The following is a 25,228-nucleotide window of genomic DNA, read 5'->3' as shown; positions in this document are numbered from 1 at the left end:
TACACGACCCTTGGGGGGAGGTTCCTCCGGGTGAGGCCACGGCGCCCCCAAGCGGGCGCCGCTGGAAACCTACGGACGACGGTAACGCGAGGATTACGGCCCGTCGTCTCGCGACGTTTCGGACTCCGGGAGAGCTTCATAGCCCGCGAGCGCAACGATCTCGCCTCGAAGCTGAGCCCAGGCCGGCAGCGCGTCGCGGGCGGCTCGGGCCTGCACCTCCTCCTCGAACCAACCGATGGCGATGACGTACGCCCCGCCGCCCGTCTCTCGGAGGATCGCTGCTTTGAAACCGGCGCGCGTGAGCACGTCGACCATCTGCTCGCCTTCACCCGGTATCGAGAGTGTCCGGACGCGCCACGTGAACCCACCGGCGCTCGGATCGAGCGGGCCCTCGCCGCGAAGTCCGCCGACGGTGGCGGGCGCCGGGGCGGTGGTCGAGACCTGGGCCACGGGTTCGTCATCGGCTGGCACGGGCCTGGGCTCCGGCGCGGACGTGTCGGGGGCCGCCGTCGAGTCCACGGCGACCGTCGAGTCCGCCTGCACCGGCGGCGGTGGCGCAGCGAGAGCCCGAGCGAGGAGCCCCTCCGCATCGACCGAGTCGGCCTCGGGACGAAGCTCGGACGGGTCGAACGGCGGCAGCGCGGGGAGCGCGGCGACGAGCTCAGCCGCCCGCACGGCAGCCGGCGTCCCAGCGTACCGGGACGTGATCGCCCGGAGGTGGTGTCGCAGAGTGAACGATGTCGAGTCGACGAGGGGGAGCGCGGTCCGACCCTGCGGCTCGAGCGGAGCGGCCGGTGTGGCGCGCGCGACCGGGGCCGGGGTCGGACGACGCGCGCCGGGACCACCGAGGCTCTCAGGACGGCGCACGAGAGGCCGGTCGTCGTCAGCCGGGGGAATCTCGTCGACCACGTCATCGGGCTCGGCGCGAATCGGCCGGATCGGCTGCTCGTCGTCGTCTCCAGGGGGACGGAGGACCGGCCGCTCGTCGTCCGGGAGGCCCACGGGCTGCACGCCGTCTCGCAGGGGCGCGTCGGGCTGGGCGGCCGGAGCGGCGACGGAATCGGCCGGGGCCGCGAGCGAGTCCGCCTCGGCGGCGCGCTCGGCCTCGTAGGCCGCCGCGGCCTCGGCCATCTCCACCGTCGACAGCGAGTCGGCGACGGAGAAGAGGACGGCCGAGACCAGGCTGTCGGGCAGCGGTCGAACCAGGGCCGTCGAGTCCCGACCGGCCCACTCTGCGTACGCGATGGCGGCCGCGAGGTAGGCCCGCGGTGCGACGCCGGCATCGGGGTCCGCGTCGCCGAGGGCCACGAACGCCTCGGTCGCGCCGAGCGGATCGCCCCGGCGCCATCGCTGGCGAATCGCGTCGTAGGCCGGCGACGACGCGACGCTCGTGTCGGCCGCCCCCCCCTCCTCGTCGAGACCGAGGCGGAGGCGCGACGCCCGCCGGAGGGCCGACGAGTCGGCGGCGACGACGGCCTCGTACAGCGGCCGCGCGGCGTCCTCCCGGCCCGCCGCCCGCTCGATCTCGGCCAGCGCGTAGCGGGCCCGGGTGGCGACCGGCAGGTCCGGCGTGTCGGTGAGGATCGTGCGGTAGAGCGCGGCGGCCGTGTCGGCGCGCCCGAGCGAGAGGAAGAACGCGTTGGCGAGCTCGTAGCGGAGACCGGCCATCTCCGTCACCAGTTCGGCGCGCTTGGCCGGCGTCCGGGGGACCTCGCTGAGGTCGAGCGGCGGCGGCCCCTCGTTGATGCCGAACCCACCCTCGACTTCGCCCTCGATCACGCCGCGTGCCGAGGCCACGTCGCCCGCCTGGATGGCCGCGCGGCGGCGCCAGTTGGGCACGAGCGGTCGGTCGCCCCACGCCTGCTCGAACGCGATGAGCCCGGCCTGGATCGACGACGGGGCACGGTACGAAAGGAAGCCCGCGTCGGCCGACGGCGTCGGCTGCGCGGCGCCGCCCCGCTCCGCCCCGCGCTCTTGACCCATCACGCCCGGGGCACCGCTGAACTCTTGGGCCGTCCGAGCCTCTTGGAGCTGACGCTGCTCCTCGCGGTACTGGCGAAGCCGCTGGGCCTCGATCTCTGCGATCCGCGCCTCGAACGCCTCTTCGGAGAGGTCTCCCAAGGCAAGGAGCGAGTCGGTCGCCGCGATCTGGCGGGCCGTCTCGGCCAGCGCCCGGTACGTCTGCGCCTCGCCCGACACGTCGAGGATCGCGCCCCGCGTCGGCCGGACGTCGCCGGAGGGCGCGCGGAGGGACGTGGCGGCCGTGTCGAAGTGGGCCGAGGCGCGGACGTAGTCGTCGAGCGCGTCGCGGTAGAACTCGGCGAGGCGGTAGTGGGCCTGCCCGCGCACGTTCTGACCCGCGAGCGTCTCGTCGTAGAGGACGTCGCGGAAGAGGCCGAGCGCGCGGTCGGCCTGCCCGTCGGCGGCGCGGAGGCGGGCCTCGACGAGCGCCAGCTCGCCGCGCCGGTCGTAGTTCTTGTCGTCGGACCGCATCGCGCGGATGATGTCCAGCCCCTCCCGGGGTCGGCCGGCTTGGAGCCCAATGACGAGCGCGCGGCCGAGGCGGGCCGCGTAGCCCAGCTCGTAGGCGGGGTTGCGGCGGAGCGCCTCGGTGTACGCCTGGGCCGCCTCGTCCCACCGCTCCGCCTGCTCTTCGACCTGCCCGAGCAGCACGTAGGCCCGCGCGGCGACGTCGGCGTCCCCTTCCTCGGGCGCGCCGAGGCGGAGCTCCTCGGCCGCCTCGTCCCACCGACCGGCGCGGGCGTAGAGCTCGCCGAGCGCGAGCTGCATCTGCGGGTGCCACCGCTGGTCGCCCTCCTCGTCGGCCAGCCCCTCTTCGAGCACGGCGACGCCCTCGTCGAACCGGTTCGAGGCCGCGTACGTCCGGCCAAGCCAGAACCGGGCCTCATCCTCCAGCCGGTCGTCGCCGACGGCCTCGGCCGCGGCCATCGTCTCGCGGAACTTCTGGTCCGCCCCGGCGAAGTTGCGCTGGTAGAAGTACGCCTTGCCGATGACGAGGAGCGCGTCGTCGGCCCACTTCGAGCTGGGCCGCTCGCGGAGCAGGTCGGCGCTCTTGTCGATGGCCTCCTGGAACGGGCCGGCGGTGGCCGCGCCGGTCGTCACGGGGAAGACGGCGACGAACTGGTTCCGGTCGATGGTGACCGCCGAGCGCTCCAGGGCGCCCTCCCCCTCCTCCAGCGATCGCTCCGCGTTGTAGAACGTGTTGTAGTACGCCCGGAAGTTGTTGTACCGGCTGTGCAGCGGCGACCCCGCCTTGCACCCGGATAGACCGATCCCCAGCCCGACGAGGGCGAGGAGCACAGACGACAAACGAACCGACGACGCGGGGCGCATCGAGACCACGAGGGGAAACGGAAAGCGGGGTAGCGGAGACGCCGGGCGGTCGGGGGTCGGGTGCGGGACGAAGCTACGCCGACCGTGAACGGGGCGACAGGGCACGAACGGCGCGCCCCCGCCGAACGTGCCCATGACGCGCGCCCCTGGCGGACTCCTTCAGTTCTCCCGTGCCCGCGAGGCCCGGAGCGCCTCGGGGGGCGCGGGCTGCCCCGCCACGCGGTACCCGACCACGCCACTGCCCTCGACGAAGACGACGAGGCCCTCGGCGTCGGGGTCGTAGGTCTCGAGCTGGCGGGCCTCCCAGCCGTCGAAGTCGGCCTCCGTCGTGCCAGGGAGATTGTGTATCTGCGTCGTGTAGAACAGCCGCTCCGGCTCGAACGGGCGCGGCCGGAACCGGCGGGGCGTCTCGCTGCGCCACAGGACGACGGCTCCGGCGCCGTGCCGCCGGTATCCCTCGTAGGCCGCCGCCGAGAGCTCGGCCCAGTGGCCGGCCAGGAAGTCGCGGTGGGCCTCGACACGCAACCGTGCCCGCCGCGAAGGCGGCGGCCGGGAGGTGATCGTGACGAGCCCGCGCGGCGTGGCGACGGAGACGGACGACTCGGGCGGCATGGGGACGGGGGAGAACGCCGCCCACGCGAGGCCGTACGTGCTGTTCCGACCGCTCTATCTTCTCCGGCCCCTCTCCATCCCCCCTTCTGGACATGGCCCGCTACGCCGACTTCGACGAGGTCCTCGCCTCCTACCCCGACCGCTTCAACAGCGCCAAGGCCCAGTCCATGGACGACCGGGTCTACATGAACCTGACCGGTGACAACGCCCGCGACGTCACGCTGTACGTCCACCACGGCGAGCTCGACATCCTCGACGGCGAGGTGCCGGAGGACCCGACGCTGAAGCTCACGGCCAAGACCGAGGACTGGGTCGCCATCGAGAACGGCGAGCTCAACCCGATGATGGCCATGATGCAGGGGAAGGTCAAGATGAAGGGCTCGGTCCCGTTCGCGACCAAGTTCATGGGCCTCTTCGGCTACGGCGGCTGAGGCCGGCCCCGCCCGCCTCGGGGCCGCGGCGGACCGCCCCGGCTATGGACACGTTCGTCACCGTCGAGCACGCCCGGCGCGCCGTCCTTGACGCGGCGCGGCCGATGCCGGAGGAAACCGTTGCCCTGCGCAGCGCCGTCGGGCGGACGCTGGCGGCACCGGTCGTCGCCCGAGGCGCTCAGCCGCCGTTCGACACCTCGGCCATGGACGGATTTGCCGTCCGCCGGGCGGACCTCGGCGATGGCACCGGGGAGCTCCCGGTCGCCGCGACGATCCACGCGGGCGAGGTGCCCTCCCCCCTGCCGCCCGGGACCGCCGTCGCCATCATGACCGGCGCCCCCGTTCCGGCCGGCGCCGACGCCGTGGTCCCGGTCGAGCGGGCGACGCGCACCGGCGACACGGTCCGGTTCCACGGGCTCCCCGAGGCCGCCGCCCACATCCGCCACGCGGGCGAGTGGCTCTCCAACGGCGCGCAGGTTCTCAGCGCGGGCTCCCTCGTGACGCCCGGAGTGCTCGGCCTGCTCGCCTCGGTCGGCGCCGCGACCGTCGAGGTCCGCCGCAAGCCGCGCGTCGCGGTGATCGCGACCGGCGACGAGTTGGTGGACGCGACGGGGACGCCCGGCCCCGGGCAGATCCGCGACTCCAACGGCCCCGGGCTGGCCGCGCAGGTCGAGGCCGCGGGCGGCGACGTCAGCGGCCCGCACTGGGGGCGCGACACGGCCGAGGACCTCGCCCGGGTCCTCGATGCCACCGCCGAGGCGGACGTTCTCGTGTTCGCCGGCGGCGTGTCGATGGGCGAGCGGGACCTCGTCCGTGAGGCTCTCGACGCGCGCGGCGCCGAGTGGGCGTTCTGGAAGGTCCGCCAGCGGCCCGGCAAGCCGCTCGCGTTCGGGACGCTCGACGGACGGCCCGTTGTCGGGCTGCCCGGCAACCCCGTGAGCGCGGCCGTGTGCTTCGAGGTCTACGTCCGGCCGCTCCTCCTGGCCGGCCTCGGGCGGCCGACGGATCGGGTCACGGAGCCGGCCACCCTCGACGCGCCGATCGCCACGCCGGCCGGGCTCCACACGTTCGCCCGCGTCGCCGTCCGGCGTGACCCCGACGGCCGCCTCTGCGCCTCCCCCGCCGGCGCCCAGGGCTCCCACGTCGCCCTCTCCCTCGCGTTCTCCGACGGCCTCGCCCACCTCCCCGCCGACTGGGACGACGCCCCGGCCGGCGCCGTCGTCGCCTTCGAGCGCTGGGCGTGGTGGTGACCTCGGCGTCCGGAGCCCGGGCGAACGGCGCTCCTGCGCGACACGACCTCTGAACCCTGAACTCCGAACACGCCATGCTCCTCCGCACCGTCCGCATGACGTTCGACCCGGCCGTCGTCGACGACTTCCTCGACCTGTTCTCCCGGGTCCGCCCGAAGATCGCGGGGGTGCCGGGGTGCCAGCACCTCGAGCTCTGGCGCGACGCCCGCTTCCCGAACGTCCTCACGACGTTCAGCCGCTGGGACGACGACGCGGCACTCCAGGCCTACCGCCAGTCGGACCTGTTCCGCAAGACGTGGGCCCTGACGGTCCCGTTCTTCGCGGCAGCGCCGGTCGCGCACAGCCAGTACGCAGTGGACTGACCTCCCCCGCCTCGACGCCGAGGCGGGCGGGGTCAGAGGGGGGTCAGATGACCGTCCCGTCCGGGATGATGGCGTTCTTGGGCAGTACGATCACCCCGTCGCGGATGTACCAGTCGTCGCCGTCGGCCTCTTGGACGCCCTCCGCGTTCGTGATCCGACAGTTGGCGCCGACCTGGACGTTCTTGTCGATGATGGCCCCCTCGACGACACTGTTCGGGCCGATGCCGGGCGCAGGAGGCGGGTTCAGGCCGGGCCGCCTCGACGGGTCCCGCCACGGGAGGTAGTCGGCGCCCAACATGACCGTCCGTCGGATCTCGGCGCCGGTCGAAATGAACGAACGGATGCCGATCACAGAGTGCTCGACGGTCGCGTCGGCGACCACGGAGGCCTCGCAGATCATCGAGTTGCGCACGTTCGAGCCCTGGACCTTGGCCGGCGGGAGCGTCCGCGCGTTCGTGTAGATCGGCGCGTCCTCGTCGTAGAGGTCGAACTCCGGCTCGGGCATGGCCAGCGCGAGGTTGGCGTCGTAGAACGACCGGACGGTCCCGATGTCGGACCAGTACCCGTCGAACGGGTAGCTCACCACGCGGCGCTCGCGGATCGCGGCCGGGATGATCTGGTGGCCGAAGTCGGCCTGCGAGGGGTCCGAGAGCAGGACCTCCCGGAGCACGTCCCGCTCGAACATGTAGATCCCCATCGAGGCGAGGTAGATCCGGCCCTGCTCGCGCATCTTGGCCGAGACCGGGCTGTCCAGCCCGTCGAGCTGGTCGCGCGCCGGCTTCTCGTGGAACTCCGTGATGACCCCGTCGGCGTCGGTCTTGAGGATGCCGAAGGCGGGGGCCTCGTCGGCCGTGACCGGGATCGTGGCGACGGTCAGGTCGGCCCAGCTCGACCGGTGGTGCGCCGAGAGCGTGTTGAAGTCCATCCGGTAGAGCTGGTCGCCCGAGAGGATGAGCACCCGGCGGTGCGGGTACGGGTCGATGTGCTGGAGGCACTGGCGGACGGCGTCAGCCGTGCCCTGGTACCACTTGTCGGAGTCCGGCGTCTGCTCCGCCGCGAGAATGGTCACGAACCCGTGGCCGAACCGGTCGAACCGGTAGGCCCGCGCGACGTGGCGGTTGAGGCTGGCCGAGTTGTACTGCGTGACCACGAACATCCGCATGAGCTCGCTGTTGACGCAGTTCGAGATCGGGATGTCGATGAGCCGGTACTTCCCCGCGAGGGGGACAGCGGGCTTCGAGCGGTGGCGGGTGAGCGGGAAGAGCCGCGTGCCCGCGCCGCCCCCGAGGATGACGGCCAGCGTGTCGCGCATGGGATGAGAGGGGAGAGAGGGACTGCTAGATAAGGCCGCCGCCCCAGATTGATCCGTACGCAGGAAGCGCTCCCGGAACGATGGGGGCGGAGACCGGCGGCGGCCGCGGGCCCGCCCCGCCTCGATGCCGACGCCAGCGGAGTCGGCCGCGCGGGTGCCAGACCGGGGGCCGACGATCTGCGGGGCGGGGCAATCCGCGATCCTCGCGTTCGTTGGCGTCCTGTCTCCCGCTAGCTTGCCGCCTCCCCTCGCCCGTGACTGCCTCTCCCCTCGTCGACTCGCTCCGCCGCCGGATCCGCGCCGCGCGCCGCCGGCTGACGGGCGCGGCTGTGGCGCACGGGGCGCTCGTGACGCTCGGTGTCGTCGGGGCGATCGCGGGGCTCGCGGTCGGGGCGGAGGCCGCCGTCTGGCTCGGCGTCGAATTCCGCACGGCGCTCTTCTGGATGATCGTGCTGGCGCTGACGGGGCTCGTCGGCGCGCTCGTGCTTATCCCGCTGCTGCGTGGGTGGGGCGTGCTGCCCGGCCTCGACGAGCGGTCGGTCGTCCGCCGCGCCGGCCGCGACTACCCCGGCGCCGACGACCGGCTGGCGACGCTCCTCGACCTCGCCGACGGCCACGACTCTGGCGACGACCAGCAGCTCCACGCGGCCGCGCTCGACGCACTCGGCCGGGAGGTCGCCCAGATCCCGTTCGAGCGGGTCCACGCGTTCGGGCCCGCCAGGAACGCCGCGCGGTGGGCGCTCGTGCCGGTCGCGCTCCTCGTGCTCGGCTTCGCGCTCTGGCCTCAGCCGATGACGGCCGCCGCAGGCCGGCTGCTGGCGCCGGGCGTCTACTTCGCCCCGCCCGCCCCCTTCCAACTCGTCGTCGACCCCGGCGACGCCCAGGTCACGCGCGGCGCGGCGTTCGAGGTCACGGCCCGCGCCGTCGGCCGTGAGTTGCCACTCACGACGACCCTCGAGTTCGGCCGGAACGACGAACGCGCGACCGAGGAGGTCCGGATCCAGGCGGAGGGGGACGTCTTCCAGCACACCATCGAGGCCGTCCGGGCCGACCTCCGCTACCGCCTCGAGGCCGACGGCGTGCGGACGCCGTGGTACACAGTCCGGGCCGTCGACCGGCCGCTCGTGCGGGGCGTCCGCGTGGCCGTCATCCCGCCGGGCTACAGCGGGCGGAGCGCGCGCCAGTTGCCCGAGGGCGTCGGCGACGCGACGGGGCTCGTGGGGTCGGCCGTCCGCGTACAGGTCCAGCACGGCGGGCCGGCGCCCGTCGAGGCGTGGCTGAGCGTCGCGTGGGAGGACGGCCGGAGCCAGCGCGTGCCGCTCCGCCTCAGCAGCGAGGCCGCGCTCGGCCAGTTCCGCCTCCGGGCGGCCGGGACGTACACCGTCCACCTCCGCTCCGCCGACGGCCTCGAGAACACCGAGCCCGCCCGCTACCGGCTCGGCGTCCTATCGGACGGCCCGCCGCAGATCGCGCTCGTCGAGGGCGCCGACGGGTCGCTCGACGGCGGCGCCCGGCGCCTCGTCTTCCGCGTCACCGACGACTTCGGCTTCCGCGGCGGCCGGCTCGTGTACCGCGTCACGCGCGGCGGCGGGACGTCGGCGCCCCGGGCCCTCGGCCTCGGCGTCCGGACGCGGCCCCTCGACCAGGACGTGGCCGTCGACTGGCGGGTACCCGGCGCACGGCCCGGCGACACGGTCGAGTTCTACGGCCAGATCACCGACAACGACGCCGCAGGCGGCAAGACCGCGCGGACGCCGCTCTTCACCCTCCGCTACCCGTCGATGGCCGACCGCCTCGACGACTTCGGCGCCCGCCGCGATTCGACCGTCGACGCGCTGGAAGAACTGCAGGAGGACGCCGAGGAGTCGGGCGAGCGGTTCCGGCGGCTCCGCGAGGAGCTCCGCGAGAACGTCGACCCCGACTGGGAGGACCGCCGGCAGGTCGAGGAGCTCCTCCGCCAGCAGGACGCGCTGCGCGACCAGGCCCAGCAGCTCCGCGAGCAGATGCGCCAGCTCGGCGAGCAGATGCAGAACGAGGACCTTGGCTCAGACGACCTCCAGCGTCAGTTCGACGACATGCAGCGGGTGCTGGAGGAGCTCGACACGCCGGAGGTCCGCGACGCGCTCGAACGGCTCCGCGAGGCCATGGAAAAGCTCGACCTCCGCGACATGCTCCAGCAGGCCGACGAGGCCGCGGCGTCGGAGGAGGAGCTCCGCCGCCGCCTCGAGCGGTCGATGGAGCTCATGAAGCGGCTCGAGGCGGCCGTCGAGATGGAAGAGATCGCGCGCCGCGCGGAGAATCTCGCCGAGACCGAGGAGGAGCTGGCCCGCCAGACCGAGGCCCTCCGCGAGCAGACCGAGGCGGACCGCCCCGACGCCGAGCGTCGGGCCGAGGAGCAGCGCCAGGACGGCGAGCGCCAGGACTCGGAGCCGCGGAACGGCGAGCGACAGGAGAACCCGCAGAACGGGCAGCAACCCCAGCGGAGCGAGCGTCAGACGCAGGCCGAGCGCGAGCGGCTCGCGGAGGAGCAGCGTCAGGCCCGCGAGGATGCCGAGGCGCTCCAGGAACAGCTTGACGACCTCCAGGAGCAGCTGGAGGATGTCCGCAACGCGCCGCAAGAGGCGGTCGAGGAGATGCGCCAGCAGATGCAGCAGGACGGCGGCCTCCCGCAGCAGATGGAGGAGAACGCCCAGCAGCTCCAGCAGAACCGGCTCCAAGACGCGCAGGAGGGCCAGCAGAACATGTCGCAGCAACTCCGCCAGATGGCGGGCCGGATGCGCCAGCAGAGCCAGCAGATGCAGGGCCAGCAGCGGCAGGTCGACCAGGCCGCGCTCCGCCGCGCGCTCGAGGACGTCCTCACGATCTCCCGCGACCAGGAGACGCTGGCGTCCGACACGGGCGTGCTTCCCAACGGGAGCCCAGCGCTCGTCCCGTCCGCCCGGAAGCAGAGCGAGCTCCGCGACGCCCTCCGGACGGTCGCCGACACGCTCCAGCGCGTGGCGCAGACGGTCCCCTCGCTCGGGCCGCGCATCGAGGAGCGCGCCGCCGACGGCCGACGCGAGATGGACCTCGCCGTGACGCGACTCGCCGACCGCCGCTCCGGCCCGGCCGCCGGCCACCAGCGCTCGGCCATGACGCACCTCAACGAGCTCGCGCTCCTCCTCGCCGACGTCCTCGACCAGCTCCAGAACCAGCAGAACCAGAGCGGCCAGGGCGGCGGCGGGCAGGGCGGCGGCAGCGGCGGCATGTCGCCCCAGCAGATGCAGCAGCTCGGTCGCGCGCAGCAGCAGCTCAACCAGCGGATCCAGCAGATGCTGAACGAGTCGGCCGGCGAGCGGCTGTCGGGCGAGCAGGGCCGGCGGCTCCGCCAGATGGCCGAGCAGCAGGAGGCCATCCGCCGCCAGCTCGAGCGGGCGGTCGAGGGCGCCGGCGAGGGGATGAACCCGAACGACCGGAGCGCGCTCCAGCGGGTCGGCGAGGAGATGCGGCAGTCGGCCGAGCAGATGCGGCGCGGCGGGCTCGACCGGCGGACCGCGCCGCGCCAGCAGCAGATCTTGGAACGGCTCCTCCAGGCCGAGGAGTCCGTCAACCAGCGCGGGCGCGAGCAGCAGCGCGAGGCCCAGCAGGCCCAGCAGCGACCGGCCCCGCCCGCCTCGGCACCCCGCCCGGGCCGCCCGGCCGACCGCGTCCGCGGCGACCTCATCCGGGCCCTCGAAAGCGGCTACGCGCCGGACTACCAGGAGCTCATCAAGCGCTACTTCGAGCGCCTCCAGGCCCGCACCGCCGGCGGCTGACCGACGGTCGTCAGTTCGTGACCTCGATGTCGCCGAAGGTCACGATCCCGGAGGTCCCGTCCAGCAGCACGACGCGGTACAGCCCCACGCCGCCGAGGGCGATCTGCCGCGCGCTGATCGAGAACGGGTAGAACCCCGGCTGCTGAGCCCCGGGCTGGTTCGCGTTCGGGTCGGCGATCGGAAACAGGTCGACGTTGCCCGTGTCCGGGTCCTCCAGCAGCACGTAGAGCCGGAGCCCGCCGGGCAGGCCCTGCGTGTCGACGAGGAAGCTGACGGCCTGACCGAGGCGGACGGGGTTGGGCGCCGGGAGCTGAAGGAGCGTCACGCGGTTGAGGTACGCCGGCCCGATCCGCCAGTCCGACGCGTCGCGGGCGCCGACGGTGTACGGCTCCTCCTCGGTCTCGGTGATGCCGGCGACGGCCGAGAACAGGGCCTCGTCCTCGAACAGCTCCTGCTCGGCGGCCCGGTTGGAATCGCAGCCGGCGAGCAGGAGGACGGCAGTCAGAGCGGTGAGCGGGCGTAGCATGGGAAGACCGTGGTGGCCCCGATGAACGCTCCGTCCCCCCGCTCCGTGCCCGACGTCCTCGCGGCCGACGGCCTCGGCGTGTCCCTCGGCGGCCGGCCGGTGCTGTCCGACGTGGCGTTCGCGGTCCGCGAGGGCGAGCGGATCGCGCTCGTCGGCGCGAACGGCGCGGGCAAGACGACGCTCCTCCGGGCCGTCGCGGGCCTGATCCCGTACGCCGGGCGGCTGGCGCTCCGCGGGCGCGAGGTCCGCGAGTGGAACGCGAAGGACCGCGCCCGCCAGGTGGCCCTCGTCCGCCAGCAGTCGGACCTCGCCGTCGACTTCACGGCCCGCGAGCTCGTCGCCCTCGGCCGGGCCCCGCACCTCGGGTGGGCCGAGCGGCTCCGCGACGCCGACTGCGAGCGCGTCGACGCCGCGCTCGAGGCCGTCGACCTCGGCGCCCTCGCCGGCCGCCCCGTCACGCAGCTCTCCGGCGGCGAGCAGCAGCGCGTGGCGCTCGCCCAGGCGCTCGCCCAGGACGCCCCCCTCCTCCTCCTCGACGAGCCGACGGCCCACCTCGACGTCCGCCACCAACTCGACCTCCTCGACCGCCTCGGCGCGCTCGCCGAGGCCGGCAAGACCGTCGTCGCCGCGCTCCACGACCTCGACCGCGCCGCGGCTTTCGCTGACCGCCTCTGGGTCCTGTCGGACGGCACGCTCGCCGCCGATGGCGCGCCCGCCGACGTCCTCACCTCCGCCACGCTCCGCCACGCCTTCGGCGTCGAGGCCGAGGTCGAATGGGCCGGATCTGCACCGAGGGTCCGGTACCTTGGCGTGGCGCGTGGTGCGTAGTCCGTGGGGTTCTCGAGGACCGCGGCGGCACCGCTCCCCTCCCCCACGACTCACGCCCGACGCCCCACGATGAAGGTCTACACCCGCACCGGCGACGACGGCACGACGGCGCTCTTCGGCGGCGGCCGCGTGGCCAAGAGTCACCCCCGCATCGCCGCCTACGGCACTGTCGACGAGGCCAACGCCGCGCTCGGGATGGCCCGCGCCGCGCTCGCCGACGCCGACGACGCGCTCCGCCAGCGGGCCGACGCCCTCCTCGGCCGGATCCAGGAGGAGCTGTTCGTCCTCGGCGGCGACCTCGCCTCGCCCGGCGACGTCAAATACCCGGTGCCCCGGATCGACGCGGCGCACACTGAGCAGCTGGAGGCCGACATCGACGCGCTGACGTCCGACCTCACGCCGCTCAAGCACTTCGTCCTGCCGGGTGGCACGCCGGCCGCTGCCGCGCTCCACCTCGCCCGGACGATCTGCCGCCGCGCCGAGCGCCACGTCGTCGAGACGGCGGCCCTGGAGGAGATCTCCGCCGACGCGCTCCACTACCTCAACCGGCTCTCGGACTTTCTCTTCACGCTCGCCCGTTGGGTCAACCACGCCGCCGGCGTCGCCGAGCCCGTCTGGGCCCCCGTCGCCGACCGGACCCCGAGCGGCGACTAAGAAAACACCCCAGCCTGCGCGCGTCGGGCACCGTTCGGTCTGTCGCCCGTAGCCTCCCGAGCCCCGCCAATGCTGATGTCCGCCCGCCGTCCAACGTATTCCCTCGCCGACGAGGTCGCCAGCGCGATCACGCACGGGCTGGGCGTGCTCCTGAGCGTCGGCGCCGGCGCGGTCCTCGTCACGCTGGCGGTCCTCACCGGCGACCCGTGGACGATCGTCGGGGTGTCGGTCTTCGTCGGGACGATGGTGCTCGTCTACGTCTCGTCGACGCTCTACCACGCGATCCCGTTCGAGCAGGCCAAGCGGCGTCTCAAGACGCTCGACCACTGCGCCATCTTCGGCCTCATCGCCGGGACGTACACGCCGTTCCTTCTCGGCGGCCTCCGCGGGCCGTGGGGCTGGTCGCTGTTCGCGACCATCTGGGGCCTCGCCCTCGTCGGCATCGTGTTCAAGCTGTTCTTCACCGGCCGGTTCAAGAAGCTCTCGACGCTCGTCTACGTGGCGATGGGCTGGCTCGTGGTCGTCGCGACCGGGCCGCTCCGGGAGGCCCTCCCGGGCACGACGCTGGCGTGGCTCGTCGGCGGCGGCCTCGCCTACACGGCCGGCACGTTGTTCTACCTCGCCCGCTGGCGCTACGCCCACGCCGTCTGGCATGGGTTCGTTCTCGCCGGCAGCGTCTGCCACTTCGCCGCCGTGACGGTCGAGGTCCTGCGCGTCGGCATCTAGGCCGAGGCGGTCGGAGCCGAGCTTTCGACCGCTCACCGTCGGCTTTCATCCCCAGCCCACAACGCGCGCGGGGGCGGCGGGTAGGCTGAGACCCATCCCCCGAGGCCCATGCACTGGTACGAGAAGCTCAAGCGCTACTTCCCGATCGAGGAGATGAAGTCGCGCGAGCACATGGAGGCGCTCCTCGACGACCGCGGCGACGTCTACCACGTCGACCACGGCGACCACCACGTCCTGCTCTACGTCGAGGGCGAGCGGCTCGTGTTCGTCGACTACCTCCTCGTGGCGAAGGAGGCCCGCGGGCAGGGGCTCGGCAAGAAGCTGCTCGACATGCTGAAGGAAAAGGGCAAGCCGATCCTCCTCGAGGTCGAACCCGCCGACTACGACGACACCGACACGGTCAAGCGCCAGCGGTTCTACGAGCGCGAGGGGTTCCGCCACGTCGAGCGCCTCCGCTACCGCCGCCGCTCGCTCGCCACGAAGGAGATCAACGAGCTCGAGATCCTGCTGTGGTCGCCCGCAGACACGACGGACGAGGAGGCCTTCGACCTCGTCCGTGCGGTCTACGAGGAGATCCACACCTGGCGCGACAAGGACTTCTACGGCGAGAGCTACCAGCCGACCGAGGAGGTCCTCACGCTGGACGCAGAGGACGACGCCGACGACGACACGGCAGGGCCCGCCTGACGACCGAGGCGGGCGGAACGGCGGGTGACGGTCGCGGGGTAGGCACGGCGCCCCACCCCCACGCCCATGCCCGCCACCGTCGTCTGGTTTCGCAACGACCTCCGCCTCGGAGACCACGCCGCCCTGACCCACGCCGCCGAGCGCGGCGACGTCGTCCCGGTCTTCGTGTGGGCTCCCGACGAGGAAGGCGACTGGGCGCCCGGCGGCGCGCACCGCTGGTGGCTCCACGAGTCACTCCAGGCCCTCGACGCGTCGCTCCGCGACAAGGGAAGTCGGCTCGTCCTGCGACGGGGAGACAGCCTCGCTGAGTTGACGTCCGTCTGCGAGGCGACCGGCGCCGACCGCGTGGTCTGGCAGTCGCGCCTCGCCCCCGCCCTCCGCCAGCGGGACGCCGACGTGAAGGCCGGGCTGGAAGAGGCCGGGGTCGAGGTCCGTCAGTTCGCCGGCCGGATCCTCCACGACCCCGAGGGGGTCGAGACGGGTTCGGGCACGCCGTACAAGGTGTTCACCCCGTTCTGGAAGAAGGCCCAGGCCCAGCTCGACGTCGGCGAGCCGCTCGACGTGCCGCGGATGGGCGAGACGAAGGCGCCCGGTTCGTGGCCCGACTCCGTCGACCTCGGCGACCTCGGCCTCACCCCCGAGGCCCAGGACGGCGTCGACTGGGCCGGCGGGATGCGCGACGAATGGACGCCCGGCGAGGCCGGCGCCCTCGCCCGCCTCGACGCGTTCCTCGACGGCGCGCTCTCGCACTACCCGGAGGGCCGCGATGTCCCAGCCGCACGCGACACGTCGATGCTCTCGCCGCACCTCCACTGGGGCGAGGTCTCCCCGCGGACGGTCTGGAACCGGGTCGAGCACTGGGTCTCGAACGGCGCCATGCGCGAGGACGCCGACGTGTTTCTCTCCGAGATCGGCTGGCGCGAGTTCTCGTACCACGTCCTCCACCACTTCCCCGACACGCCGACGGAGCCGCTCAAGGAGAAGTACGCCTCGATGCCGTGGCGCGCGACGCCATCGTACCTCGAAGCGTGGCAGCGGGGCCAGACGGGCTACCCGCTCGTCGACGCCGGCATGCGGCAACTGTGGCACATCGGGTGGATGCACAACCGGGTCCGGATGGTGACGGCCAGCTTCCTCACGAAGGACCTCCTCGTGCCGTGGCAGGAGGGCGCGCGGTGGTTCTGGGACACCCTCTGCGGCGGCGACCTCGCCAACAACACGATGGGCTGGCAATGGGCCGCCGGCTGCGGCGCCGACGCCCAGCCGTTCTTCCGCATCTTCAACCCGGTCTCGCAGAGCCGAAAGCACGACCCCGACGGCGACTACATCCGCCGCTGGGTGCCGGAGCTCGCCGACCTCCCGGCACAGCACATCCACGCCCCGTGGGAGGCGCCCGACGACGTGCTCGAGGCGGCCGGGGTTGTGCTCGGCGACACATATCCCGAGCCCATCGTGGACCACAGCGAGCGGCGGGGCAAGGCGCTGGAGGCGCTGAATACGGTGAACGGGTAGCAAGGCCCCGACAGAGCAGGCGGGGCAAGGCTCCCGACACAGCAGGTTGGAGTCGCGGCGAGCGGGGGCGGACCCCTCAATCCTGACTCCCCTGACCACGGGTAGCTCGGTCTCCAGTATATAGGATGCCTCTTCCCCTCCACGCTCCCACATGCGATTGCTACCCCTCACCCGCGCGCTCCTCGGCACAGCCCTCTCGGTCCTGCTGCTGGCCCCGACGGCCCACGCGCAGACCATCCTCTCTCAAGGCGACGTCGCCATCCTGGCGGTCGACGCCGGCGCCACGGGCGGCGAGCAGTTCTCGTTCGTCCTCCTGACGGACGTCTCCTCCGGGACCGTCGTCCGGTTCTCTGACTTCGACATGACGGCCGGCGGCGCGGCCACCGACGACGGCAACGACGGCGTCGTCTCGGTCACGCTCAACGCGCTGCCCGCCGGGACGGTCGTCACGATCAACGTCAACAACTCGACGCCCGAGACCGCCAGCCAGGGCACGGTCCTCGTGACGAACTCCGGGTTCGTCCTGTCCGAGTTCTCCGGCGACTCCATCGTCGCCTACCAGGGGGCCGACGGGACGACGCCGGCCGGCGGCACGTTCCTCTACTACGTCGACCTCGTCGACGCGACCTCGGATGCGCCGAGCGCGCTCGGCCCCGACGCCGTCGTCGAGTTCGACAACAACGACGGGTTCGCCTATGACACCCGCCCGACCGGGCTCAACGCGCCGACCTCCGGGACCGTCGAGGAGCTCATCGCCGCGTTCAACGCGCTCTCGAACTACGTCGTCGCGATCAACTTCGAGCCGAGCACGTACCTACCGAACATGTTCGACATCGGCGCGGCGGACCCCACGGTCTCGCTCATCGCCAGCCCGTCGTCGATCTCCGAGAACGGCGGGACCTCGACGCTGACGGCCTTCCTCTCCTCAGCGGCCGACGGCGACGTGACGGTCACGATCGACGCGGCGCCTTTCGGCGACGCCGTCCTCGGCTCCGACTACACGCTCTCTGACGACGACGGCGAGACGGCCGGCGTCCAGATCGTCATCGGCTCGGGCACCTCCAGCGGGAGCGTCACGCTCACGGCCCTCGACGACGACGAGTTCGAGCCCGTCGAGGACGCGGTCGTCTACATCTCCGACGTCTCGGGCAACGTGCAGGACCCGATGTGCCTCGGCGGCGGACCCGAGATCACGACCTCGAAGGACGACCGCGCCGGCCTCGGCGGCGCGCTCGCCATGGGCGAGGGCGCCTCGTGCATCGCGTCGGTGACCATCGAGGACGACGAAGAGAACCCGTTTGAGGGCGACGACGGCCAGCCCGGTGACGCCGGCAACATCGTCGACAACGCGCCCTTCCTCGTCGGCGGCGACGGCACGTCGTTCTTCGGCTACATCGGCAACGGCCCCGAGGCCGACCCGACCAACGACGCCGATTGCTTCGTCTTCCGCGTGGTCGACCCGGCGGCCTTCTCCGCCGAGCTGTTCACGAGCGGCGAGAGCTTCCCGCTGGGCGACTCGCAGTTCCACCTCTTCCGCGCCGACGGCACGTTCGTCCTCTTCGACGACGACGGCGGCGAGGGGCTCAACTCGCGGTTCGGCGCGGGTGATCTCACCGATGCCGGCGGGATGGCCGGGACTTACAGCCTGTGCGTCTCGAGCTTCAACAACGACGCCGTCAACGCCGACGACGAGGAGTTCGACAACGGCGCCACCGGCGTCCTCGACGACTGGGCCGACAACGGCGGCTCCACCGGCAGCTACCGCGTGAACCTGACGGGCACGGCGGTGGTCCAGGGCGGCGCGACCGTCCGCTTCGCGCGCGTCCAGCAGGTCGTGAGCGAGGGGGCCGGCGAGGCGATCGTCGAGCTCGAGGCCGACAACCTCGACAACCCGGTCCGCGTGACGGTCTCGCTTCTCTCGGGCGACCCGGCCGACCTCGACGGGTTCACCTCGACCACGACGACGATCGGCGGGTTCGGCACCTCGCCGCCGTACACGGTCGTGATCCCGATCACGGACGACTTCGTCCCGGAGGAGAACGAGCCGTTCGTGTTCCAGCTCTCCGTCAATCCGCCCAACCAGGTCGGCGGCGGGACGCTGGTGCTCGTCGTCGTCGACAACGACGGCGACCCGGTCACGACGACGGTCCCGGTAGGCGAGCCCGGCCTCCGCGCCCTCTCGCTGCCCATCAACGGCGTCTCGGCTGCCGATCTCGCGGACGCCGCCGGGTCGGACGAGGTGTTCATCTACGACGCGGCCACGGGCGCCTTCGTCCCGGCCGCGCCGGGGACGGTCCTGATGGCCGGCCAGCCGGTCCTCATCGACGTCGCCGAGGGCTCGGACCTGACGTTCACGGGCTCGGCCCCGATGGGCGCGACGGCCTACGACCAGACGACGATTGCGGTCGACGACGCCTCCCGCGTGCTCGTCCCGATCGGCAACCCGTCCGACGAGCCGGTCTCGCTCTCGGCGATCACCGTCGAGGGCGGCACGCTCGCCGACGTGGCGCTCGTGTTCAACCCGATGTCGGGCGCCTTCGAGCCGATCTCGCTCGCGGCGGAGGACTGCTGCGACGCCGCGTCGCCGTACCTCTACCCGTACGCGGCCGTCATCCTCCAGGTCACGCCGGACGGCGACGCCGACGACGTGAGCGTGACCATCGGCGAGGACGCCGCCGGCGGCGCTGGCGAGTCGATCACCGAGGCCGACTTCACCCCGACCGACGACGAGTCGGCGGTCGTGCTGCAGGTCCGCCCCGCCAGCGGCGGCGGCGCGAGCCTCGTGGCCGACGCGCCGGGCGACGTCCTCGTGCTCCGCCTCGGCGTGGGCGGCGAGGGCCTCGACGAGTTCGACGGCTTCGACGTGGTCAGCCCGCCCGGCGCCTCGCTCGCGACGCCGGGCCCGGTCGACACCGACGCGCTCTACGCCGCGTTCTCGTGGCCGGCGCCAGAGGTCGGCCAGCTCATCGCGATGCCGATCTACCTCCGGGTGCCGGAGCCGGGCGCCTATGAGTTCGTGCTGACCGAGATGCCGAGCCAGATCGACGGCCGCCCGGTCATCGTCGAGCTGTTCGATGGGACGGCCCCGACGGAGCTCGAGGCCGGGACGCCGTTCACGTTCACGGTGGCCGAGGGCGACAGCGTTCTCGCAGGCCGCTTCGCGATCCAGCTCTCCGTGGGCGCCGGCGTCGCGTCGGAAGGCAGCCCGGCCCTGCCGTCGCTGTCGGTCTACCCGAACCCGTCCGCCGGGCGGGCCACGGTGGCCCTGTCCGACGTGACCGGCGACGTCCGCGTCGCGATCTACGACGCGCTCGGCCGTGAGGTCGCGGTGCTCCACGACGGGCCGGTGGCCGGCACCTTCGAGGCGTCGATCGCGCCGGGCCAGCTCGTGCCGGGCGCCTACCTCGTCCGGGCCGCGGGCGAGAGCCTCGTGCAGACGAGGGCGCTGACGATCGTGCGCTAGCGCACCTCTCAGCAGCCTCTGCCCCGCGCCCCGCCGGCCTCGTGTCGGCGGGGCGCTCCTGTCTGGGACCCGCGTGCACGTCGACTCGTTTGCCATTCCTTCACACGGGCGGTTTCTTCCTCCCATGCCCCTTCTTGCCCAGATGGACCTCTCCACGGCCGACGCCCTGGCCCCGATCCCGTTCACGCCGTCGCCGAATCCGACGTTGGGAGTCGAGATTGAGCTCCAGATCGTGGACCCCGTCACATTCAACCTCAAGCAGGGGTCCGTCGAACTGCTGGACCGGCTGGGCGGGGAGCACCCGAAGATCAAGCAGGAGCTGACCCAGTCGACCATCGAGGTCATCACGGGCATCTGCGACAACGTCGCCGGCTGCGTGACCGACCTCGGCGGGTCGCTCCGCGAGCTGTACGACCTCGGCGACGAGTTGGGCCTGGCGTTCTCCTCTGCCGGGACGCACCCGTTCGGGCAGTGGCGAGACCAGAAGATCTTCCCCAACGACCGCTATCAGAACCTCGTCGACAAGATCCAGTGGCCGGCGCGGCGGCTCTTGATTTACGGGCTCCACGTCCACGTCGGGATCTCCTCGGGCGAGAAGGCCATCGCCGTCTCGAACGCGCTCGCGAGCTACCTCCCGCATCTGCTCGCCGTGTCGGCGTCGAGTCCGTTCGTCGACTTCGAGGACACCGGCCTGGCGAGCACGCGGTCGAAGATCTTCGAGGGCATGCCGACCGCTGGGCTCCCGTACCGGCTCGCCAACTACGGCGAGTTCCAGCGGTTCATGAACACGCTCGTCCGGGCCAAGGCCATCGAGACGATCCGCGAGATCTGGTGGGACATCCGGCCGCACCCCAATTTCGGGACGCTCGAGATTCGGATCTGTGACGCGCCCTCGACGATGCACGAGGTCGCGTCGCTCGTGGCGCTCGTCCAGTGCCTCGTCGTCGCCATCGGCGAGCGGTACGAGAAGGGGTCGCCGCTCCAGCTCCTCAAGCCGTGGATCCTGCGCGAGAACAAGTGGCGCGCCGCCCGCCACGGCCTCGACGCCGACGTGATCTGCGACAACGACGGCGACCACGCGCCGCTGCGCCAGCAGATCCCCGACCTCGTGGCGAAGCTGGAGCCGGTCGCCGAGCAGCTGAACTGCCTCGAGGAGCTCCGCGGCCTCCACCGGGTTCTCGAGGGAGGCGCGTCGTACGAGCGCCAGCGCCGCACGATGGAACGGTCGAGTCGGCTGCCGGACGTCGTCGCGGCGCTCTCGACCGAACTCCGGGAGAGCGTCCTGGCCGCGGCGACGCCCGAGGCGGGCTAGGTCCCCCGCAAACTCGCGGGGCCTGCGTGGGCTCCTCGCTGGCCCTTCGCAGCCACGGCGAACGAGTCGACAGGTCGGTACGTTGGTCACGATTCGATCACACGTCCCAACCCTCGTCTCTGTGCTCGCCGACGCGCCCCCCGCCGCCGACCCCGCCCTTTCCGACGCGTTCCGCACGGACCTCGTCTCGCTCCGTCGCGAGCTCCACCAGCACCCCGAGTTGGGGTTCGAGGAGGTCGAGACGTCGCGCCGCGTCCGGGCGTGGCTCGAAGCGCGCGGCCTCACGCCGTCGGCGCCCCTCGCCGGCACCGGCTTCGTGGTCGACGTCGTGGGCACCCGGCCCGGGCCGACGGTCGCGTACCGGACGGACATGGACGCCCTCCCCATTTTGGAAGCGACGGACGCGCCGTACCGCTCGCAGACGCCGGGCGTGATGCACGCCTGCGGCCACGACGCCCACATGACGGTCGCCTGCGGCGTGGCCGCCCTCGCGCACGCGCGGCGCGACGAGTTCGCCGGGACGGTCCGCGTGCTGTTCCAGCCGGCCGAGGAGATCAACCCGTCCGGCGCCCCGGCCATGATCGAGGCTGGCGCAATCGATGGCGTCGACGCCATCTACGCCGTCCACATGGACCCGTCGCAGGCCGTCGGCCGGTTCGGCTTCCGGCGCGGGTCGCTGACGGCCGCCTGCGCGCCGTTCCGCGTGACCGTGTGCAGCGAGCGCTCGGGCCACTCGGCGCGACCGCACGAGGCGGTCGACACGGTCTGGGTGGCGAATCAGATCGCGACGGAGATGTACCAGCTCCCCGGTCGCGTGACCGACGCCCGAAAGGCGTCCGTCCTCACGATCTGCCGGTTCCGCGGCGGCGACGCGCTCAACGTGATCCCGTCGGAGGTCGAGTTCGGCGGGACGATCCGGTGCTCGGACGGCGAGACGCTCGGGTTCCTCCGAGAGAAGATCCGCCGGGTCGCCGGCGCCCTCGGCGCCGTCTACAAGGCCGACGTCGACGTCGACTTCGACGTGACGCTCCCGGCCGTCGTCAACACCGGGGCCGAAGTCGAGCGCGCGCGGCAGGCCGCGGCCGACCTGTTCGGGCCGGAGGCCGCCGTGCGGATCCCGCTCCCGAGTATGGGCGGCGAGGACTTCGCGTACTACCTCCAGGAGGTGCCGGGGTGCATGGTCCGCGTGGGGACGGCGGCGGGCCCCGAGACGCGCTACCCGCTCCACCACGCCCGGTTCGACCTCGACGAGAGCGCGCTCCCCCTCGCGGCCCGGCTGATGACGGAGGTCTGCCTCCGCGACCTCGCCGCGCGGGCCGAGGCGTAGCGACCCACCGGCTCGGCCCACCTCGGCGCCGAGGCGGACGGGGCCGCGGCGGGCGATTGGCGGGTCCACCCTAGCTTCGAGCGATTCTTCACTCGCTCGATGCGCTGGCTTTCGCTCGTCTGTCTCGCCCTCGTGTCCACGTCCACCTCTGCGCAGGCGCCTGTGGCGGGAGACCTGATCATAAACGAGGTGATGTACGACCCGCCGGCGCCGCAGCCGTCGGGCAACGAGTGGGTCGAGATCCTCAACGTGACGGACGGCCCACTCGACCTCGGGGGCCTCCTCCTCACAGACGACGGCAGCGCCACGGACCCGATCCCCGGTGGAACGACGCTCGCGGCCGGCGACTACCTCGTCATCGCGCGCGACGGCGAGGCGTTCGCAGAGGCGTACCCGGGGGTGCCTTTCGTCGATCTTGATGGGTTTCCCTCCCTCAACAACACAGGAGACCGCCCGGCCCTGCTGATGGGCGGCACCGAGATCGACGCCGTCCCCTACCTCCCGTCGTGGGGCGGCTCGGACGCGTCGCTCGAACGGCGCGACCCGCTCGGCCCGAGCACCGAGGCGGGCAACTTCGGCACGACGACGAGCCCCGACGGTGGGACGCCCGGCGCACAGAACACGCTCTTCTTCGAGGACACGACTCCGCCGACGCTCGTCGCGGCCGAGGCGCTCGACGCGCAGACCGTCCGCGTGACGTTCGGCGAACCCGTGGACCCCGCGACAACTGAAGTCGTATCGAACTACACGATCGGCGGCGGTGCCAGGACGCCCGCGATGGCGATGCGTGGCGACGTGCCGAGCGAGGTCGTCCTCGCACTTGCGGCTCCGCTCGAAGGACCGGCGTCGTACTCGCTCACGGTCCGCAACGTGGCCGATCTCCGCGGCAACGCGATCGCCGAGGCGAGTACGACGTTCTTCTTTGGAGAGGGGGGCACGGCAGGCCCGCGCGATCTCGTCATCAACGAGTTCCTTTACGACGAGCCGACCTCCGATACCCCCGGCGAGTTCGTCGAGCTGTTGAACCGGACCGACCAGGCGTTCGACCTCCGCGACCTCACGCTCAACGACGGGACGGGCGACCCCGAGCCGGTGACGGACCAGCTCGCGTTCGTGGGGCCGGGCGAGTACGCCGTGATCGTCGAGGACGGCGAGCTGTTCGCGGCGGTCTTCCCCAGTGTCCCGTTCGTCGAGCAGCCGGCGTGGAGCGCGCTCAACAACACGGGCGACGCGATTGTCCTGAAATACGGCGACGTGACGGTCGACTCGCTCTTCTACGACCCCGCCTGGGGCGGTGAGGACGCGAGCCTCGAACGGAAGGACCCAGACGGCCCATCGTCGGTCGCCTCGAACTACGCCACGACGACGGACCTCCGCGGCGGCACCCCAGGCGTGCAGAACAGCCGCTACGAACCCGACGTGACGGGCCCCCAACTCGTCTCGGCGTCCGCCGGCCCCGACGGGCGGAGGGTCACGGTCACGCTCGACGAGCCGGCCGACCCCGCCTCGGTGACGGCGTCAGCGTTCTCGCTCGAGTCCGGCCCCACGGTCACCGAGGCGGCTTATGACGGCGCCACGACCGTGACGCTGGCGCTCGCCAGCGTGCTGTCGGCTGGCACCACGACGATCACGGCAACGTCCCTCGTCGATCTCTTGGGCAACACGACGGCCTCGACGTCGACCACGGTCGAGTTCACCCCGGACACGACGGCCCCGGGGATCGTACGGGCCTCCGCGCTTCCGGACGCGCCGGGGCAGGTCCGCGTCACGTTCACCGAGCCCGTGACAGACGCCTCGGCGACGGACGCAGGCGCCTACGACGTCGTCGGCCTCGGCCAGCCCGTGGTCTCAGTGACGGAGCTCGACACGGCCAACGAGGTGGGCATCCTGAGCGTCGAGCTCGCCCTCGCCGAGCCCCTCGACGACCAGACGCTCTACACACTCTCGGTGACCGGACTGACCGACCTCGCCGGCAACGTGACCGACCGCGCCGAGGCCCGGTTCCTCGTCGGCACGCCCGACACACCGGGGCCCGGCGACGTGGTGGTGACGGAGATCATGTTTGACCCGCAGACCGGGAGCGATGGCGAGTACCTCGAGCTCCTCAACGCGACTGCGGATGGCGTGTTTGACCTGCGCGGGATCACACTCGACGACGGATCGGGCAATGGCGACGTGCTCTCTGGTGAGGCCACGATTCTGCTCCCTAGCGAACCGCTCACGGTCGTCCGCGACGCGGCCGGCTTTCGTGCCGCGTTCCCGGAGGCGCCGTTCGTCGAGGGTACCGGGATCAGCCTGTCGAACAGCGGCGAGGCCATCGTCCTCCGCGCGGACGGCGCCGTCCTCGACTCTGTGGCGTACGACCCCGACTGGCACCGCGTGGAGCTCGACGACGCGACCGGGATCAGCCTCGAACGCCGAGACCCGGCAGGCCCGCCGAACGATCCAGCCAACTGGTCGTCGTCGCTCGACGTGCGAGGCGGGACGCCCTCGGCTCCTAACTCGGTCGGCCTCTCCGAGACCCCCGTCGAGCGCGAGGCCGGGCTGACGATCACGAGCCCGTTCGCCCCGACGCGCGGCGAGGCTGCGCAGATCACCTACCAGCTCTCGACCGAGGCGGGCCTGGTCCGCGCCCGGATCTACGACGGCGGTGGGCGCTTCGTGCGTGAGGTCGAGGCGGGCCGGCTCAGCGGGAGCACCGCGACGCTGACCTGGGACGGCACCGACGACGCCCGTCGGCCGCTCCGCGCTGGCATCTACGTCGTCCTCGTGGAGGCCGTCGACGCGCAGGGCGGGACGACGGAGACCCTCCGAGGCGTGGTCGTTCTGGCGCGGCCGTAGCGTCAGGTCGCTCGCGTGACGCCGTCCCCCGCCTCGGCGTCCGCGTGGGGAAGGATGACGCGGGGCGCGTTCCGCACGTCGAATTCCGCCGGTCCGCGTGCCGATGGGCCGTAGTTTGAGGCCGTTCGGGGCGGGCGCTCGACGGCTCGCCGGTCGCACGGAGAATCCACCCGACCGCCCCGCACGGATGGAACAGGGCCGCCCGTTCCCGATTCGACGCCCACCCACCCCCCGGAC

At 72.5% G+C, this 25,228-nt stretch carries 17 protein-coding genes; 13 read left to right on the top strand and 4 right to left on the bottom strand.

The annotated features are described in order from the left end of the window. Positions 1-93: 93 nt before the first annotated feature. Both BSZ37_RS10520 and BSZ37_RS10515 read right to left on the bottom strand, forming a co-directional pair. Positions 94-3,321, bottom strand: a complete 3,228-nt coding sequence (locus BSZ37_RS10520) for a tetratricopeptide repeat protein (RefSeq protein WP_179299569.1) — start codon at positions 3,319-3,321, stop codon at positions 94-96. A 192-nt stretch (positions 3,322-3,513) separates the two neighbouring features. Further along, positions 3,514-3,966 carry a hypothetical protein gene (locus BSZ37_RS10515; RefSeq protein ID WP_095510508.1) on the bottom strand — a complete coding sequence of 151 codons (453 nt, stop codon included), beginning with the start codon at positions 3,964-3,966 and terminating at the stop codon, positions 3,514-3,516. A 92-nt stretch (positions 3,967-4,058) separates the two neighbouring features. Here BSZ37_RS10515 and BSZ37_RS10510 point away from each other — a divergent pair, with 92 nt between their 5' ends. The 3 genes from BSZ37_RS10510 to BSZ37_RS10500 all read left to right on the top strand — a co-directional run bounded on the left by BSZ37_RS10510 (position 4,059) and on the right by BSZ37_RS10500 (position 6,009). Then, on the top strand, positions 4,059-4,397 hold the full coding sequence (locus BSZ37_RS10510) for an SCP2 sterol-binding domain-containing protein (RefSeq protein ID WP_095510507.1): 339 nt from the start codon (positions 4,059-4,061) through the stop codon (positions 4,395-4,397). 44 nt (positions 4,398-4,441) lie between these two features. Next, positions 4,442-5,647 carry a molybdopterin molybdotransferase MoeA gene (locus tag BSZ37_RS10505; protein ID WP_095510506.1) on the top strand — a complete coding sequence of 402 codons (1,206 nt, stop codon included), beginning with the start codon at positions 4,442-4,444 and terminating at the stop codon, positions 5,645-5,647. A 74-nt stretch (positions 5,648-5,721) separates the two neighbouring features. Beyond that, entirely contained in the window at positions 5,722-6,009 is a 288-nt protein-coding gene (locus BSZ37_RS10500) for a putative quinol monooxygenase (RefSeq protein WP_095510505.1), read from the top strand. A gap of 43 nt (positions 6,010-6,052) precedes the next feature. On the opposite strand, the gene BSZ37_RS10495 is transcribed toward BSZ37_RS10500, so the two are convergent. Next, positions 6,053-7,321, bottom strand: a complete 1,269-nt coding sequence (locus BSZ37_RS10495; protein ID WP_095510504.1) for a glucose-1-phosphate adenylyltransferase — start codon at positions 7,319-7,321, stop codon at positions 6,053-6,055. Positions 7,322-7,575: 254 nt separating this feature from the next. Here BSZ37_RS10495 and BSZ37_RS10490 point away from each other — a divergent pair, with 254 nt between their 5' ends. Next, on the top strand, positions 7,576-11,115 hold the full coding sequence (locus BSZ37_RS10490; RefSeq protein WP_095510503.1) for a DUF4175 family protein: 3,540 nt from the start codon (positions 7,576-7,578) through the stop codon (positions 11,113-11,115). Between the two features lie 10 nt (positions 11,116-11,125). Here BSZ37_RS10490 and BSZ37_RS10485 read toward each other — a convergent pair whose 3' ends face one another. Then, positions 11,126-11,641, bottom strand: coding sequence for a hypothetical protein (locus BSZ37_RS10485; RefSeq protein WP_095510502.1), 516 nt, complete (start codon positions 11,639-11,641; stop codon positions 11,126-11,128). Positions 11,642-11,662: 21 nt separating this feature from the next. On the opposite strand from BSZ37_RS10485, the gene BSZ37_RS10480 reads away from it, so the two are divergent. The 9 genes from BSZ37_RS10480 to BSZ37_RS10440 all read left to right on the top strand — a co-directional run bounded on the left by BSZ37_RS10480 (position 11,663) and on the right by BSZ37_RS10440 (position 24,991). Continuing rightward, positions 11,663-12,469 (top strand): ABC transporter ATP-binding protein, encoded by an 807-nt coding sequence (locus BSZ37_RS10480; protein ID WP_095510501.1) that lies wholly within the window; start codon positions 11,663-11,665, stop codon positions 12,467-12,469. 69 nt (positions 12,470-12,538) lie between these two features. Next, positions 12,539-13,123: a cob(I)yrinic acid a,c-diamide adenosyltransferase gene (locus tag BSZ37_RS10475; protein WP_095510500.1), complete on the top strand. Its 585-nt coding sequence runs from the start codon at positions 12,539-12,541 to the stop codon at positions 13,121-13,123. A 75-nt stretch (positions 13,124-13,198) separates the two neighbouring features. Then, a complete protein-coding gene (gene trhA, locus BSZ37_RS10470; RefSeq protein WP_095512364.1) occupies positions 13,199-13,849 on the top strand; it encodes a PAQR family membrane homeostasis protein TrhA in 651 nt (216 codons plus the stop codon). A gap of 108 nt (positions 13,850-13,957) precedes the next feature. Further along, a complete protein-coding gene (locus BSZ37_RS10465) occupies positions 13,958-14,536 on the top strand; it encodes a GNAT family N-acetyltransferase (RefSeq protein ID WP_095510499.1) in 579 nt (192 codons plus the stop codon). A gap of 66 nt (positions 14,537-14,602) precedes the next feature. After that, complete coding sequence (locus BSZ37_RS10460) at positions 14,603-16,048, top strand: cryptochrome/photolyase family protein (RefSeq protein ID WP_095510498.1); 1,446 nt, start codon at positions 14,603-14,605, stop codon at positions 16,046-16,048. Positions 16,049-16,199: 151 nt separating this feature from the next. Next, positions 16,200-19,511: a T9SS type A sorting domain-containing protein gene (locus tag BSZ37_RS10455; protein ID WP_095510497.1), complete on the top strand. Its 3,312-nt coding sequence runs from the start codon at positions 16,200-16,202 to the stop codon at positions 19,509-19,511. Between the two features lie 124 nt (positions 19,512-19,635). After that, a complete protein-coding gene (locus BSZ37_RS10450; protein WP_218830468.1) occupies positions 19,636-20,823 on the top strand; it encodes a glutamate--cysteine ligase in 1,188 nt (395 codons plus the stop codon). 121 nt (positions 20,824-20,944) lie between these two features. Beyond that, the gene (locus BSZ37_RS10445) at positions 20,945-22,150 is read left to right on the top strand and encodes a M20 metallopeptidase family protein (protein WP_179299568.1); all 1,206 of its coding nucleotides are present in this window, start codon (positions 20,945-20,947) and stop codon (positions 22,148-22,150) included. Between the two features lie 99 nt (positions 22,151-22,249). Next, on the top strand, positions 22,250-24,991 hold the full coding sequence (locus BSZ37_RS10440; RefSeq protein WP_095510494.1) for a lamin tail domain-containing protein: 2,742 nt from the start codon (positions 22,250-22,252) through the stop codon (positions 24,989-24,991). Positions 24,992-25,228: the final 237 nt, after the last annotated feature.

Origin of the sequence: Rubrivirga marina, assembly GCF_002283365.1 — a bacterium.
In the GTDB taxonomy this organism is placed as follows: Bacteria; Bacteroidota; Rhodothermia; order Rhodothermales; family Rubricoccaceae; genus Rubrivirga; species Rubrivirga marina.
This window is presented reverse-complemented; position numbering and strand designations above follow the sequence as displayed.

Coding starts and splice junctions, on each gene's coding strand:
- BSZ37_RS10515 (WP_095510508.1), bottom strand. CDS start 3,966: ATGCCGCCCGAGTCGTCCGTCTCCGTCGCCACGCCGCGCGGGCTCGTC.
- BSZ37_RS10510 (WP_095510507.1), top strand. CDS start 4,059: ATGGCCCGCTACGCCGACTTCGACGAGGTCCTCGCCTCCTACCCCGAC.
- BSZ37_RS10505 (WP_095510506.1), top strand. CDS start 4,442: ATGGACACGTTCGTCACCGTCGAGCACGCCCGGCGCGCCGTCCTTGAC.
- BSZ37_RS10500 (WP_095510505.1), top strand. CDS start 5,722: ATGCTCCTCCGCACCGTCCGCATGACGTTCGACCCGGCCGTCGTCGAC.
- BSZ37_RS10495 (WP_095510504.1), bottom strand. CDS start 7,321: ATGCGCGACACGCTGGCCGTCATCCTCGGGGGCGGCGCGGGCACGCGG.
- BSZ37_RS10485 (WP_095510502.1), bottom strand. CDS start 11,641: ATGCTACGCCCGCTCACCGCTCTGACTGCCGTCCTCCTGCTCGCCGGC.
- BSZ37_RS10480 (WP_095510501.1), top strand. CDS start 11,663: ATGAACGCTCCGTCCCCCCGCTCCGTGCCCGACGTCCTCGCGGCCGAC.
- BSZ37_RS10475 (WP_095510500.1), top strand. CDS start 12,539: ATGAAGGTCTACACCCGCACCGGCGACGACGGCACGACGGCGCTCTTC.
- trhA (WP_095512364.1), top strand. CDS start 13,199: ATGTCCGCCCGCCGTCCAACGTATTCCCTCGCCGACGAGGTCGCCAGC.
- BSZ37_RS10465 (WP_095510499.1), top strand. CDS start 13,958: ATGCACTGGTACGAGAAGCTCAAGCGCTACTTCCCGATCGAGGAGATG.
- BSZ37_RS10460 (WP_095510498.1), top strand. CDS start 14,603: ATGCCCGCCACCGTCGTCTGGTTTCGCAACGACCTCCGCCTCGGAGAC.
- BSZ37_RS10455 (WP_095510497.1), top strand. CDS start 16,200: ATGCGATTGCTACCCCTCACCCGCGCGCTCCTCGGCACAGCCCTCTCG.
- BSZ37_RS10450 (WP_218830468.1), top strand. CDS start 19,636: ATGCCCCTTCTTGCCCAGATGGACCTCTCCACGGCCGACGCCCTGGCC.
- BSZ37_RS10440 (WP_095510494.1), top strand. CDS start 22,250: ATGCGCTGGCTTTCGCTCGTCTGTCTCGCCCTCGTGTCCACGTCCACC.